This is a genomic window from Xanthomonas sp. BRIP62409, assembly GCF_003992965.1.
In the GTDB taxonomy this organism is placed as follows: domain Bacteria; phylum Pseudomonadota; class Gammaproteobacteria; order Xanthomonadales; family Xanthomonadaceae; genus Xanthomonas; species Xanthomonas euroxanthea.
The window spans coordinates 156,537-170,502 of the sequence record NZ_QEZJ01000019.1; the positions used below are offsets into that span (position 1 = coordinate 156,537).

The window sequence follows — 13,966 nt, forward strand, 5'->3', positions numbered from 1 at the left end:
TGGATCCTTCCATGGATGGATTTACGGCGTGCAGGGAGAAGCGAGGGGAGAGCATCGCGACCTAGGTCAACCGGATTGAACATTCCATCACCGCAGAAGTTCGGGTTTTGGTCGCCTTTGTGGTGATTGGATGGTGTGGGTGCGTCGGGTGCGAAGCTGCCGATCTGCGGGTCTTCTGCAGGGTCCTTGCCCGCCCACCATCGCGGGACACGCCGCAAGTACGTCCGTGTAGGCTCTTACGCGGCATCCATGCCGCGTAAGGTCCCGCGACGGTGGGCGGGCAAGGACCTGTCGGGATGGTCGGTGTGCGTGGTTGCAAGCAGGGCACGAGGTGCGCTGGGCGGTCACTCTGGGTCCCATCAGCTTTTTATCGCCTTCCCATCGCAAACGGGGCGGCCGACAGGCTTTCAACACGTGACCTGCAAACTTCTCACCTGTCTGGCGCAAGCCGAGCGACATGCCTTCGAGAAAGCAGCCGACCAACTCTCTGGTGCGGTGTCCTTGCCGGTTGCGGGACCCTCGGCGGCATGGATGCCGCCGAGGAGCCTCCATGGACGCATTCACGGCGTGTCCCGCAAGCGGTGAGGGCACCGCGCACTCTACCAACTGGTCTTTTGACTTGCAGTTAGACGCTACCGCTAGGCGTTGACCAACGCAGCTTCGGATCTCCAGACCACGCTAAAGCTCGCGCGTTCGGTCGCTTCAAGATTGCATCCGTCGACAGAGGTGATTCGCCACGACAAAAAGTACCGGCGCCGGATGGCACAGACACTCCTGCAGCGATTCGGGATTCGAGATTTGTAGCAGCCAGGACGTTTTCGCTTGTACGGGTAACGTCTCCCCATCGCCCTTCGGGCACCTTGTCCGAGGGGGCGATGGTGCTCCGTTAGGCGACTATTCGAGTTCTGACTACGCCGTGACGTTTTCCAGGATGCGCTTGCCTTCTGCACGCAATTGCGCGTCTGCGCCGACTTCGATCTTCGCATCGTTGTCGGCCTTCTGTGCCGCCAGACGCGCAGGGCACTGCGCCATCATGTAATCCGCATCGAAGTTCATCCGCGTCACCAGGAAGTCCACGAAGGCGCGCACTTTCGGCGAGACCAGACGGCCGCCGGCGAACACCGCGTTGAAGTCCACCTCCGGCCCGGTCCAACCCGCAAGCACCCGGCGGACCAGACCCGATTGCACGAATGGCTTGGCCATCACGTCGCCGGTCAGCAGCAAGCCTTCGCCGCATAGCACCGCGCCATTGAGCGCAGCCGGATCGTTGGCAACCATCAACGGATTGACCGGGAAATCGCGCACATCGCTGCCGTCGCTGAGCGACCAGAAAAAGCGGTTGTTGTGCACGTTGCGGTTCTTGCGCAGCGCCAGCGTGCGATGGAACTGCAGCTCGTCCGGATGCAACGGCTCGCCATAGCGCTCGATGTAGGACGGGCTGGCGAACACCTGCGTGCGCAGGCTGCCGAGCTTGCGCGCGACCAGATTGGAATCGGGCAGGGCGCCGACGCGCAGTGCCAGATCGGCTTCGCCGCCGATCAGGTCCAGCTTCTCGTTGCCCAGATGCATGTCCAGCTGGATTTCCGGGTACTGCGCATGGAACTCGCCCAGCAATGGTGCGATCCAGGTGATGCCCAGCGAGTAGGGCACGGTGAAACGCAGCCAGCCGCGCGGGCCGGACTGCAATTGCCCGACGGCGCTCTCGGCCTCTTCCAGTTCGCGCGCGATGCGCTGGCAGTGTTCGTGGTACACCGAGCCGGCTTCGGTCAGGCCGATGCGGCGGGTGGTCCGGTGCAGCAGGCGGGCACCCAGGCGGGTTTCCAGCTCCTGCACCTTGCGGCTGACGGTGGTCTTGGGCAGGCCAAGCGCGTTGGCTGCCGCGATGAAGCTGCCTTGTTCGACCACCTTGACGAAGATCAGGGTGTCGTTGAGATCGTGAGTCATGGGACTGCCTTCCGGGGGTCAGGAGGGATTAGACCGCTTACGGGACGATTATTCCCCTAAATCCGGACTAATCAAGTGCTGGTTTGAGGCCTAACTTATGCGCCATCCCCTCCATCCAGGAGCACGGCCATGTGGTTGTGCAATGTGTTCGGCGTGTCGTCCGCCTCTCGTAGCGCCATCGAAGGCGCCTTCGATCCCGTGATTCCGGCGGCGAGAAGCCCGCGTGCCAGTGTTTCACGTGCATTTTCGGCGCCGCCCAGGCGTCAGGCCGGCGGGGCGCCTGCGCAGCGGACCGGACTGTCGGCGCGTCTGGTGCAGCGTGGCATTGTCCCGATGTCGGGAGTGAAAGTCCCATGACCGGGATGGTCCAATCCGAGACGGCCGTCATCGGCGGTACGGGCGATGTCGGCGCCGGGATCGTCGCCGCCTTGCTCGATGCCGGGATGCCGGTGCTGGTGATTGGACGCGACACCGCCAAGCTCGACGCGCTGCGCGCGCAGCATGGCAACACACCGCTGCTGGAGACCTTGCGGGGTTCGGTGGCCGACGACGCCTCGGCGCAGGCGCTGGCCGGCGAACTGGCCCAGCGCCCGCGTCCGCTGGCGGCGGTGATCGCCAGCCTGGGCAGCCCGCTGAAGGCCGGCCGCCTGCTGGACCGCCCGGTCGCTGCGCTGCGTCGCCGCCTGGAGCGCGACGTGCTGCCGCATCTGGCGGCCGCGCGGCATCTGCTGCCGCTGCTGGCCGAGGCCGAGGGCGGCGGTCGCTACCTGCTGCTGGGCAGCCCCTGCGCGCTGCGTGCCTGGGCTGCGCACGGCGATACCTCCATTGCCGCCGCGGCCACGCGCATGCTCGCCCAGGTCCTGCACGAGGAAGCCAAGCCGTTCGGCGTCCGCGTGCATCTGCTGTCGGTCGAGCAGCCGGTGTGCACGCCGGGCCGTGCCAAGGATGCGTGTCCGGAATGGATCCGCGCCGTGGATGTCGGCCGCGCCGCAGTCTCGCTGATCGCCGGGCCTGGCCAGCCCGGGCAAGCCATCGTGACCGTCAGCCGTCGCCCGCACGCCGCTCCATCGGCCGACCGGCTTGCCGGTCTGCATTTTCCCATCCCCACCCGAGAGATCTCCCCATGACCCCGAACGCCACCCCGTTCCGTTTTCCCTTGCGTACTGTATTGACGGGCGCCGTACTCGCGGTTGTGCTGGCCGGTTGCGGTAGCAAGGCTGCCGAGACCGGTGCGCCGCCGCCGCCCAGCGTCAGCGTCGCCCCGGTGTTGATGAAGGAGATCAGCCAGTGGGACGAATTCAGCGGCCGCATCGAGCCGGTGGAAAGCGTCGAGCTGCGCCCGCGCGTGTCCGGCTATATCGACAAGGTCAATTACGTCGAAGGCGCCGAGGTGAAGAAGGGCGATGTGCTCTTCAGCATCGACGACCGCAGCTACCGTGCCGAATTCGCCCGCGCCAACGCCGCGCTGGTGCGTGCACGCACGCAGTCCACGCTGGCCCGCAGCGAGGCGGCACGCGCGCGCAAATTGTCCGACCAGCAGGCCATTTCCACCGAGACCTGGGAGCAGCGTCGCGCTGCCGCCGATCAGGCCGACGCCGATCTGCTGGCCGCGCAGGCTGCGCTGGATACCGCCAAGCTCAACCTGGACTGGACCCGCGTGCGTGCGCCGATCGATGGCCGCGCCGGACGTGCGATGGTCACCGCCGGCAACCTGGTCACCGCCAGCGACAGCGCCAGCGTGCTGACCACGCTGGTGTCGCTGGACAAGGTGTTCGTGTACTTCGATGCCGACGAAGGCACCTTCCTGCGTTATTCGCAGATGGCGCGCAACGGCGAGCGCCCGGATGCGCGCGGTGGCGAGTTGCCGGTGCGCATCGGCCTGGTCGGCGAGCAGGGCTTCCCGCACACCGGGCGCGTGGATTTCCTGGATAACCAGGTCACCCGCAGCACCGGCACCATCCGCGTGCGCGCAGTGCTGGACAACGCCCAGCGCCAGTTCACGCCAGGCCTGTATGCGCACGTGCAGTTGCTGGGCAGCGGCCAGTTCAAGGCCATGCTGGTCGACGAAAAGGCCGTGCTGACCGACCAGGACCGCAAGTACGTGTACGTGGTCGACAAGGACGGCAAGGCACAACGGCGCGATATCGAGCTTGGCCGCAATGCCGACGGCCTGCGCATCGTGCGCAAGGGACTGGCTGCCGGCGACCGCGTGGTGGTCGATGGCGTGCAGAAGATCTTCATGCCCGGCATGCCGGTCGATGCCAAGCCCGTTGCCATGGCCACCGCACCGGACAAGCGCACCGCCTCGAACTGATTCATCGCTGCATCGCACCCGTGACCACCGGCCTCGCAACGAGGCCGGCTCGGGCCCGCTGTGCCGCGCCGCCACCCGGCGGCAACCTCTTTCAGGACCACCCCCATGGACTTTTCCCGTTTTTTCATCGACCGACCGATCTTTGCCGCGGTGCTGTCGATCATCATCTTCGCCGCCGGCCTGATCGCCATGCCGCTGCTGCCCATCAGCGAGTACCCGGAAGTGGTGCCGCCGAGCGTGCAGGTGCGTGCGGTGTATCCGGGCGCCAACCCCAAGGTCATCGCCGAGACCGTCGCCACGCCGCTTGAGGAAGCCATCAACGGCGTGGAAGACATGATGTACATGAAGTCGGTCGCCGGCTCCGATGGCGTGCTGGTGGTCACCGTGACCTTCAAGCCGGGCACCGATCCGGACCAGGCGCAGGTGCAGGTGCAGAACCGCGTCAGCCAGGCGCAGGCGCGTCTGCCCGAGGACGTGCGGCGCCAGGGCGTGACCACGCAGAAGCAGTCGCCGACGCTGACCATGGTCGTGCATCTGACCTCGCCCAAGGGCAAGTACGACTCGCTGTACCTGAGCAACTACGCCACCTTGAAGGTCAAGGACGAGCTGTCGCGCCTTCCGGGCGTGGGCCAGATCCAGATCTTCGGTGCCGGCGACTACGCCATGCGCATCTGGCTGGATCCGGACAAGGTCGCCGCGCGCGGGCTCACCGCCAGCGATGTGGTCGCCGCCATCCGCGAGCAGAACGTGCAGGTCTCCGCCGGTCAGCTCGGTGCCGAGCCGATGCCCAACAAGAGCGATTTCCTGCTCTCGATCAATGCCCAGGGCCGCCTGACCACCGAAGAAGAGTTCGGCAACATCGTGATCCGCAGCGGCAACAGCGGCGAGATCGTGCGCCTGTCGGACGTGGCGCGCCTGGAACTGGGCGCCGGCAACTACACCTTGCGCTCGCAGCTGGACAACAAGAACGCGGTCGGCATGGGCGTGTTCCAGTCGCCCGGTGCCAACGCGATCGAGTTGTCCGATGCGGTGCGCGCCAAGATGGCCGAGCTGGAAAAGCAGTTCCCGCAGGACATGGCGTGGTCGGCTGCGTACGACCCGACCGTGTTCGTGCGCGACTCGATCAGCGCGGTGGTGCATACCTTGCTGGAAGCGGTGCTGCTGGTGGTGCTGGTGGTGATCCTGTTCCTGCAGACCTGGCGCGCCTCGATCATTCCGTTGCTGGCGGTGCCGGTATCGGTGGTCGGTACGTTTGCCGCGCTGTACCTGCTGGGTTTTTCGATCAACACGCTGAGCCTGTTCGGCCTGGTGCTGGCGATCGGCATCGTGGTCGACGATGCGATCGTGGTGGTGGAAAACGTCGAGCGCAACATCGAAGAAGGGCTGGCCCCGTTGGCTGCTGCGCATCAGGCGATGCGCGAAGTGTCCGGGCCGATCATCGCCATCGCGCTGGTACTGTGCGCGGTGTTCGTGCCGATGGCGTTCCTGTCGGGCGTGACCGGCCAGTTCTACAAGCAGTTCGCGGTGACCATCGCCATTTCCACGGTGATTTCGGCGATCAATTCGCTGACCCTGTCGCCGGCACTGGCCGCCATGCTGCTCAAGCCGCATGACGCACCGAAGGATGGCCCGTCGCGGTTGATCGATCGCTTGTTCGGCTGGTTGTTCCGTCCGTTCAACCGCTTCTTCAACAGCAGTTCGCACAAGTACCAGGGCGCGGTCTCGCGCACCCTGGGCAAGCGTGGCGCGGTGTTCGCGGTGTATGTGCTGCTGCTGGTGGTCACCGGTTTCATGTTCAAGGTGGTGCCGGGCGGCTTCATCCCGACCCAGGACAAGCTGTACCTGATTGCCGGCACCAAGTTGCCGGAAGGCGCCTCGCTGGAACGCACCAACGAGGTGATCCGTCAGATCACCCAGATCGCCTTGCAGACCGAAGGCGTGGACCACGCGATCGCGTTTCCGGGCCTGAATCCGCTGCAGTTCACCAATACGCCCAATACCGGCACGGTGTTCCTGACGCTCAAGCCGTTCAGTCAGCGCAGCCGCACGGCGGCGCAGATCAACGCGGAGATCAACGCGCGCATCAGCCAGATCCAGCAGGGTTTTGCGTTTGCGTTCATGCCGCCGCCGATCCTGGGCCTGGGGCAGGGCTCGGGCTACTCGCTGTACATCCAGGACCGCGCCGGCCTGGGCTATGGCCAGTTGCAGAGTGCGGTCAATGCGATGTCCGGTGCGATCTCGCAAACGCCGGGCATGCAGTTCCCGATCGGCACGTATCAGGCCAACGTGCCGCAGCTCGATGCCAAGGTCGATCGCGACAAGGCCAAGGCACAGGGCGTGCCGCTGACCAACCTGTTTGACACCTTGCAGACCTATCTGGGCTCGTCCTACATCAACGACTTCAATCGCTTCGGTCGCACCTATCAGGTGATCGCCCAGGCCGATGGACAGTTCCGCGACAGCGTCGAGGACATCGCCAACCTGCGCACCCGCAACGATCGCGGGCAGATGGTGCCGATCGGCAGCATGGTCACGCTGGGGCAGACCTACGGCCCGGATCCGGTGATCCGCTACAACGGCTATCCGGCCGCCGATCTGATCGGTGAGGCGGACCCGCGCGTGCTTTCCTCCACCCAGGCGATGCAGACGCTGGCCGGCATGGCGCCGAAGGTGTTGCCCAATGGCATGAACATCGAGTGGACCGATCTGAGCTATCAGCAATCCACCCAGGGCAACTCGGCGTTGATCGTGTTCCCGATGGCGGTGTTGCTGGCGTTCCTGGTGCTTGCCGCGTTGTACGAGAGCTGGACGCTGCCGCTGGCGGTGATCCTGATCGTGCCGATGACCCTGCTGTCTGCCTTGTTCGGCGTGTGGCTCACCGGTGGCGACAACAACGTGTTCGTGCAGGTAGGCCTGGTGGTGCTGATGGGCCTGGCGTGCAAGAACGCGATCCTGATCGTGGAGTTCGCCCGCGAACTCGAAATGCACGGCAAGGGCATCGTCGAGGCCGCGCTGGAAGCCTGCCGCCTGCGTCTGCGTCCGATCGTGATGACCTCCATCGCCTTCATCGCCGGCACCGTGCCGCTGGTGTTCGGGCATGGCGCCGGCGCCGAAGTGCGCTCGGTCACCGGCATCACCGTGTTCGCCGGCATGCTTGGCGTGACCCTGTTCGGGCTGTTCCTGACCCCGGTGTTCTACGTGGCCCTGCGCAAGTGGGTGACGCGTCGCGAACCCGCCGCACCGGCCGCTGTTGCGCACGATCACGTCAAGGCGTGAGTGCGTCATTCCCAACCCCCATTCGCAGTAGAAGGACATTGAAATGAGCAACCACAAGATCGCATTGGTCACCGGCGCCACCCGCGGCATCGGCCTGGAAACCGTCCGGCAGCTGGCCCAGGCCGGCGTGCACACGCTGCTGGCAGGCCGCAAGCGCGACGATGCCGTCGCCGCCGCACTCAAGCTGCAGGCCGAAGGCCTGCCGGTGGAAGCCATCCAGCTCGACGTCAACGACGACATCAGCATCGCCGCGGCGGTCGGCACGGTGGAACAGCGTCACGGCCACCTGGACATCCTGATCAACAACGCCGGCATCATGATCGAGGACATGCAGCGCACCCCGTCGCAGCAGAGCCTGGAGGTGTGGAAGCGGACCTTCGACACCAACCTGTTCGCGGTCGTCAGCGTCACCAAAGCGTTCCTGCCGCTGCTGCGTCGTTCGCTGGCCGGACGCATCGTCAATGTGTCCAGCATGCTCGGCTCGCTGACCCTGCATACCCAGCCCGGCTCGCCGATCTACGACTTCAAGATTCCCGCCTACGACGCCTCCAAGAGCGCGGTCAACAGCTGGACGGTGCATCTGGCACATGAGCTGCGCGACACCGCCATCAAGGTCAACACCGTGCATCCGGGCTACGTCAAAACCGACATGAACGGCGGTGGTGGCGAGATCGAGGTAGAGCAGGGCGCGCACAGCAGCGTGCAGATGGCGCTGCTCGACGCGCACGGCGCCACCGGCAGCTTTACGCATCTGGGAGAAGTGTTGCCATGGTAAGAAACCTTCTGAGCGTGGCACTGGCCGCGCTGGTGCTCAGCGGTTGCGCGGTCGGGCCGGATTACCGGCCCGACCCGCCGGCCGCGGTGACCTTGCAGGGCGCGCAGGACGCGGCCTTCAGCGCCGAATCGCCGGTCGGCAACTGGTGGTCGCAGTTCGACGACCCGGTGCTGGAACAGTTGGTGCGCGATGCCTTGTTCGCCAACCACGATCTGCGCATCGCCGTGTCGCGCGTCAAGCAGGCGCGTGCGGTGTTCGTCGAGCGTCGCCTCGACCAGGCCCCGCACATCACCGCGCAGGGCAGTTTCGATCGCCGCGAGCAACAGCAGGTGGTCGCCGGCAACCAGCGCTTCCTCACCGAGCAGACCACCCTGGGGCTGGATGCGGCCTGGGAGCTGGATCTGTTCGGCCGTCAGCGGCGCGCCTCCGAAGCGGCACGCGCGGATCTGGAAGCCGAGCAGGCCGGCCTGCTCGACGTGCAGGTCACCGTCGCCGCCGAAGTGGCGCGCAACTACTTCGAGTTGCGCGGCACGCAGAAGCAGCTGGAGGTTTCCAAGCGCACGCTGACCAACCTGCATGACACCCAGCGGCTGACGCAGACGCGTTGGGACCTGGGCGCGGGCAGCGAGCTGGATGTGCAGAGCAGCCTGGCGCGCTTGAAGGCGATCGAGGCGGACATTCCGCTGCTGGAAACCGCCGAAGCGCAGTACCGCCATCGCCTGGCGGTGCTGCTCGGCCAGCCGCCCAATGCCCTGGATGCCACCCTGGTGGCGCGCACCACGCCGGCGTTCGCACGTGCGTTGCCGCTGGGCGATACCGCCGGGTTGCTGCGTCAGCGCCCGGACGTGCGCAACGCCGAACGTCGGCTGGCGGCGGCCACGGCGCAGGTCGGCGTGGCCACGGCCGACCTGTTTCCGCGCATCAGCGTCAGCGGCTTTGTCGGCTTCCTGTCCGGCGACGCGGCCAGGCTGACCGAGGGCAGCGGCAAGGCCTGGTCGATCACCCCGTCGATCAGCTGGGCGGCATTCGACTTCGGCACCGTGCGTGCACGCCTGCGTGCCAGCAAGGCGCAGGCCGACGGCGCGTTGGCGCAATACCAGCAGACGGTGTTGCTGGCGCTGGAAGACACCGAGAACGCCTTGATCGGCTACGGCCGCCAGCAGGCGCGCCTGGCCATCGTGGTGGAGCAGGCCAATGCGGCGCGGCGTGCCGAACAACTGGCGCAGATCCGCTACCGCGAGGGCTCGGAAGACTTCCTGACCCTGCTGGACGCACAACGCACCCAGTTGGCCGCCGACGATGCATTGGCGCAGGCCGAAGCAGCGGTCAATGTCGGTGTGGTCGGTGTGTACAAGGCCTTGGGCGGCTGGAAGCAGGACCAGGCGCCTGCAGCACCGGTGGCAGTGCTCGATCGCTAGGCAGGCATCCGGGGCGGCGGTCAGGTCGCCCCGCAGTCTCACTCGGAAACGTAACCGTCTGGCGCGGCTGACTCCCTGATGGACCGCCGGCGGGCGAGTGCGGACAGTGCTCGCCATCGGCAAGTACCACCGGTACCCGCCGGTTGCCGTGTGACCTGATGGCTGTTCGCCAGCCGTGTGAGCCGCTGTCAGCTGCGCCGGTCTGCGACAAGCGGCGCCGACGCGTTGTCGGCTGTTGGCCAACGCGGTGCCGGGATCTCAGCACCGAGCCGGTGTGCCCGCTGCCCGGGCGCTGAGACGACGGCCTGCGCTCAGTCGGCCACCCGCACGCTGTCGCGGCCGCCGTTCTTGGCCAGATACAGCGCGGCATCGGCCCGCGAGAACCAGTCCTGCCAATGCGTCTCGCCATCGTGGCGCGCCGCGCCCAGCGATACCGTGATACGGCCACCCGGGCCGCGCAGACCGTTGCGGATCACCTTGCGCAGGCGTTCGGTGGCCGCTTCCAGTTCCTGCAAGGAGCCGGCACGCAACAACACCACGAATTCTTCGCCGCCGAAGCGGAACACCTGATGCGGCTCGCGCACTTCGAAACGCAGGATGGTGGCCAGATCCGACAGCGCGGCATCGCCTGCGGCATGCCCGTACAGATCGTTGACCTCCTTGAAATGGTCCAGATCCAGGATGATCAGGCTGTTGAGCCGTTCATGCGGCTGGCGCCGATCGATCTGGTGGGTGAGCGCACGCTCGAGCATGCGTCGGTTGGGCAGGCCGGTCAGCGCATCCAGCGAGGCCAGTTCTTCCAGATGCACGCGGTCGTCCTGCATGCGCAACGAAAACGCATAGCCCACCGCCAGCGTCACCACCGTCACCACGACCGTCGACACGCCCTGGCCGGGGCTGACGATCAGGCCAGGCAACAGCAGGAGTGCTGCCAGCAGCGGCAGGCTCAGCAGCACCGCGCGTTGCGGGCCGCACAGGAAGTAATTGGTGGCCAGCACCGGAAACAGCCAGGGCAGGGCACCATCGCCGCCGGTCCAGCAGGCCACGAGACAGCCACCGACGTTGATGGAGGCCAGCCACACGCCACCAGCGCCAGTGCGTTCGGCATCGCGCATCCTCCAGCCCCGCCATATCGCAAACATGCCGAGCGAGGCGGTGATGAGGCAGGCCAGCGCCTGACCGGTGATGGCCAGGTACACCGCATAGAGGCAAAGCAACAGCGCGGTGATCGGCCCCAGCGTCTTGACGATGCCGAGGCGGAAATCCCGCCGCAGGTGGAGGATCACAGGGAAGGTTCTATAGGAGTCGGCATCATTATCGGCGGAGCCTTGCGAAAGTTGAGCGTGCACGCGCCGCGGCAACGGGTAGGAAAATGAAGCGTTGCCGCGCCGGGCTTCGCACATCCTTGACGGCCGTGCCGCAACCGTAGCGTCTTTGTCGTCGGAGTCTGCCATGCCCACACGCGAAGAACTCGACACGCGCCTGGATGCGCTGCAGGACGAACTGCCGCAGCTGTCCGCCGATGAGGACGCGGATTTCGACTACCTCGATTTCCAGGCGCGTGCACAGGCCCTGCTGAGCAGCGCCGCGGCCGAGGACGCAGCCTATGTGCGGACCCGTGTGGACGGCATGCTGGCGGGCGCCGGCCTGATTCCTACCGATGAGGATGGGCAGAGCTGCACGTGATTGCTGCTCTGCCCAACCGGCAAGCTGCCTGCATCGCAGTCGGCCGGGGCGGCGCGAAGGTGGGGCTGCAGGCGCAGCCCCAATGCTGGTAACGGCGTGGCTTACCGTGTGGCCGACGCGCCGGCACTGACCACCTGATTGCGTCCGGCCTGCTTGGCGCGGTACAGCGCCTCGTCCGCGCGCCGCAGCAGCTGCGCCATGTTGCCTGCATGCTCGGGAAAGCTGGCCGCGCCGAACGATGCACTGACCTTCGGCAACGAGACGCCATCGGCCATGACCTGCAGGGACTCGATGCCGGCACGCAGTTTCTCGGCCATCCGGCAGGCGGTCGCCAGGTCCACTTCGGGCAGGATGATCGTCAGCTCTTCGCCGCCGTAGCGGCAGCAGATGTCTTCGCCGCGCGTCTGCGCCAGCAGGAATTCCCCGATCGCCGCCAGGACGCGATCACCGCCACTGTGGCCGTGCAGGTCGTTGAACTGCTTGAAGTGGTCCACATCCAGCATCAGCACCGACAAGGGCTGTACCCGTCGCGTGCAGCGCGCCAGTTCGTGATTGAGCGCCTCTTCGAGATACCGGCGGTTATACAGTCCGGTCAACGGATCGCGGATGGACTGCTGGCGCAGCGTTTCGCGCAGACGCAGGTTGTGCAGCGCCAGCGACAATTGTTCGGCCGCTGCCTCGGCCACGGTCAACGAGGCCAGGTCGCGCGGATCCTCGCTGCGCAGCGCCAGCATCCCCAACTGCGTGCCCTGTGCCGCTAACGGGATGCAGACGGTGCTCGCGTGCGCCGGAAGATTGGCGCCGACGTGCTGGCAGAGCATGCCCTGGCTGGCGTCTTGCACCACATGCGTGCGATCGCGGCGCAAGGCCCAGCAGGTGTCCGGCGCGATGCTGGCGTTGTCGTCGTCGGCCATCGTGCCCCAGGCCACCACCTGTTCGGCACGATCGCGCGAGGCGCGCAGCAGATAGACCGCACCGGCCGCGCCCGGGACCAGCGGCGCGATCGTGCGTGCGGTGATTTCCAGTGCTTCCTCGGCATCGCGGCAGTTCTGCAGCAACCCCGAGTAACGCGCCAGCGCCTCCAGCCCCGCCGACGTGCGTTCGAGTGTGGCGAACGATTCGATCAGGCGCTCGCTGGTCGTGCTGGCGGCGTCCTCGGCCCGCACGCGCCGTTCCAGTTCGCGTGACAGCAGCCGGTAGGCCAGCAACATCACCAGCAAGCCGCTGAAAATCCCGACCACCGTGACCCACAGCACCCACTGCGCACTGCGCGTGTTGGTGTCATTGCGCTTCACCAGTTGCTGGCGCTCCAGTTCCGTCATGATCTGCACCTGGCGGCGCAGCGAGGACGAGGTCTGGAACACGCCGCGTGCGATCGAGGCGCGCGCCCCATCCAGGCCCTGCTTGCGGTAGCTGTGCAACAGGTCGTCGATCTGCGTCAGGCGAATGTCCACCAGGCGTCCAAGCTCCACGACATGGCGCCGCTGTACCGGGTTGTCCTGCACCAGGGCATCCAGCCGCACGATGCGCTCGGGCAGTCGCCCGATCGCATCGGCGTACACCCCGAGAAACGCTTCGTTGTCGGTCAAGACATAGCCGCGCACCGACGACTCCGCCGACAGCATTCCGGCCTGGATCTCGTCGATGCTGGCGATCACCTCCTGCGTGTGCGTCACCCAGCCGGCGTCGGACAGCGAACGCTGCGTGGTCAAATACCCGCCTATGCCGATCAGGACGAAGATCATTCCGCCGAGCAACAAGGCGCCGGCAGCGTGGCGTTTTGCTTTCTTGGTCAACACCGTGTTTCCCCGACACTGATTGTCTAGTAGAGGCCGATGCAAGTCGCGTGCCTATGCTTCACTTCGCTTGCCAGTCAGCTGCGGGACGGGCTCAAGGTCGCTCCGGCGGCGGCACGGCGATATGCTTTACGCTCGTCATCGAGCCGGGCAACAGATTGGTCATTTTTCTAGGTAGCTATCAATTGACCTGCCGCGCTGCCCGGGGCGATGGCCCGAGCCCCGGCTGGGTTGCCGACTGGCAGATCGCCCAGATCGGTGCCGGAAGCGCCGGCGACCGGGCAGGCAGCGCACTTTCTGCCACGTTTCCAGACCACCGCAGCGCCATGGCGGCCGCTCGCGTTGCCGGCATGGTGACGTTGGAGGCCATGCACGCCGAAGCGCAACGACAGCTCGAACCCGCCTGAGCGCAGGTGCTGGTGCGCATGGTCGCATCGGCCAAGCCAGCACCAGACAGGCTGGCATGCGGTTTGCTCCAGCCCTGGACAACGCTGGGGAGCGTCTTGGACGGAGGCGACATGCAAGAACCCAACAAAAGTGCCCTGGTCCTGCTGCAACAGGAAGCCACCGAACTGCTCGCGCTCTTCGACCAACTGCGTGGCGATGCGGCACCGGCACACGAGCCAGTCAACGTCGTTGCGGACGGACCTGCCGGGCGCACCGAACAGACCGCCCACGTCAGTAATTGACGCATCCTGCCGGCGTGCACCCGCGCGTGGCGCACGCGCGGCCGATGCGTGGCAAGTTCCCGGCGGGG

General features: G+C 66.2%; 12 protein-coding genes. 9 read left to right on the plus strand and 3 right to left on the minus strand.

What is annotated here, in order from left to right:
* Nucleotides 1-909: 909 nt before the first annotated feature.
* On the minus strand, nucleotides 910-1,944 hold the full coding sequence (locus tag EO170_RS08920) for a LysR family transcriptional regulator (protein WP_104583349.1): 1,035 nt from the start codon (nucleotides 1,942-1,944) through the stop codon (nucleotides 910-912).
* Between the two features lie 129 nt (nucleotides 1,945-2,073).
* On the opposite strand from EO170_RS08920, the gene EO170_RS08925 reads away from it, so the two are divergent.
* From EO170_RS08925 to EO170_RS08950, 6 genes are all read left to right on the plus strand, one after another.
* Complete coding sequence (locus EO170_RS08925) at nucleotides 2,074-2,301, plus strand: hypothetical protein (RefSeq protein WP_126944194.1); 228 nt, start codon at nucleotides 2,074-2,076, stop codon at nucleotides 2,299-2,301.
* Nucleotides 2,298-3,071 carry an SDR family NAD(P)-dependent oxidoreductase gene (locus tag EO170_RS08930; protein ID WP_104583347.1) on the plus strand — a complete coding sequence of 258 codons (774 nt, stop codon included), beginning with the start codon at nucleotides 2,298-2,300 and terminating at the stop codon, nucleotides 3,069-3,071. Before EO170_RS08925 ends, EO170_RS08930 begins: the two co-directional genes overlap by 4 nt.
* Nucleotides 3,068-4,258: an efflux RND transporter periplasmic adaptor subunit gene (locus EO170_RS08935; protein WP_115676633.1), complete on the plus strand. Its 1,191-nt coding sequence runs from the start codon at nucleotides 3,068-3,070 to the stop codon at nucleotides 4,256-4,258. The genes EO170_RS08930 and EO170_RS08935 overlap by 4 nt, the downstream gene beginning before the upstream one ends.
* A 105-nt stretch (nucleotides 4,259-4,363) precedes the next feature.
* Nucleotides 4,364-7,534 carry an efflux RND transporter permease subunit gene (locus EO170_RS08940; RefSeq protein ID WP_104552982.1) on the plus strand — a complete coding sequence of 1,057 codons (3,171 nt, stop codon included), beginning with the start codon at nucleotides 4,364-4,366 and terminating at the stop codon, nucleotides 7,532-7,534.
* A gap of 43 nt (nucleotides 7,535-7,577) precedes the next feature.
* A complete protein-coding gene (locus EO170_RS08945) occupies nucleotides 7,578-8,309 on the plus strand; it encodes an SDR family oxidoreductase (RefSeq protein WP_016904913.1) in 732 nt (243 codons plus the stop codon).
* Nucleotides 8,303-9,727, plus strand: coding sequence for an efflux transporter outer membrane subunit (locus EO170_RS08950; RefSeq protein WP_126944197.1), 1,425 nt, complete (start codon nucleotides 8,303-8,305; stop codon nucleotides 9,725-9,727). The genes EO170_RS08945 and EO170_RS08950 overlap by 7 nt, the downstream gene beginning before the upstream one ends.
* A 311-nt stretch (nucleotides 9,728-10,038) precedes the next feature.
* On the opposite strand, the gene EO170_RS08955 is transcribed toward EO170_RS08950, so the two are convergent.
* Nucleotides 10,039-11,013, minus strand: a complete 975-nt coding sequence (locus EO170_RS08955) for a GGDEF domain-containing protein (protein ID WP_104583344.1) — start codon at nucleotides 11,011-11,013, stop codon at nucleotides 10,039-10,041.
* A gap of 94 nt (nucleotides 11,014-11,107) precedes the next feature.
* Between EO170_RS08955 and EO170_RS08960 the strand changes: the two genes are divergently transcribed.
* Nucleotides 11,108-11,413, plus strand: coding sequence for a hypothetical protein (locus EO170_RS08960; protein ID WP_119129048.1), 306 nt, complete (start codon nucleotides 11,108-11,110; stop codon nucleotides 11,411-11,413).
* A gap of 101 nt (nucleotides 11,414-11,514) precedes the next feature.
* On the opposite strand, the gene EO170_RS08965 is transcribed toward EO170_RS08960, so the two are convergent.
* The gene (locus EO170_RS08965) at nucleotides 11,515-13,212 is read right to left on the minus strand and encodes a diguanylate cyclase (protein ID WP_126944200.1); all 1,698 of its coding nucleotides are present in this window, start codon (nucleotides 13,210-13,212) and stop codon (nucleotides 11,515-11,517) included.
* 155 nt (nucleotides 13,213-13,367) lie between these two features.
* Between EO170_RS08965 and EO170_RS08970 the strand changes: the two genes are divergently transcribed.
* Nucleotides 13,368-13,616 (plus strand): hypothetical protein, encoded by a 249-nt coding sequence (locus tag EO170_RS08970; RefSeq protein WP_115677062.1) that lies wholly within the window; start codon nucleotides 13,368-13,370, stop codon nucleotides 13,614-13,616.
* A gap of 111 nt (nucleotides 13,617-13,727) precedes the next feature.
* Nucleotides 13,728-13,898, plus strand: a complete 171-nt coding sequence (locus EO170_RS21480) for a hypothetical protein (RefSeq protein WP_164739080.1) — start codon at nucleotides 13,728-13,730, stop codon at nucleotides 13,896-13,898.
* Nucleotides 13,899-13,966 lie beyond the last annotated feature (68 nt).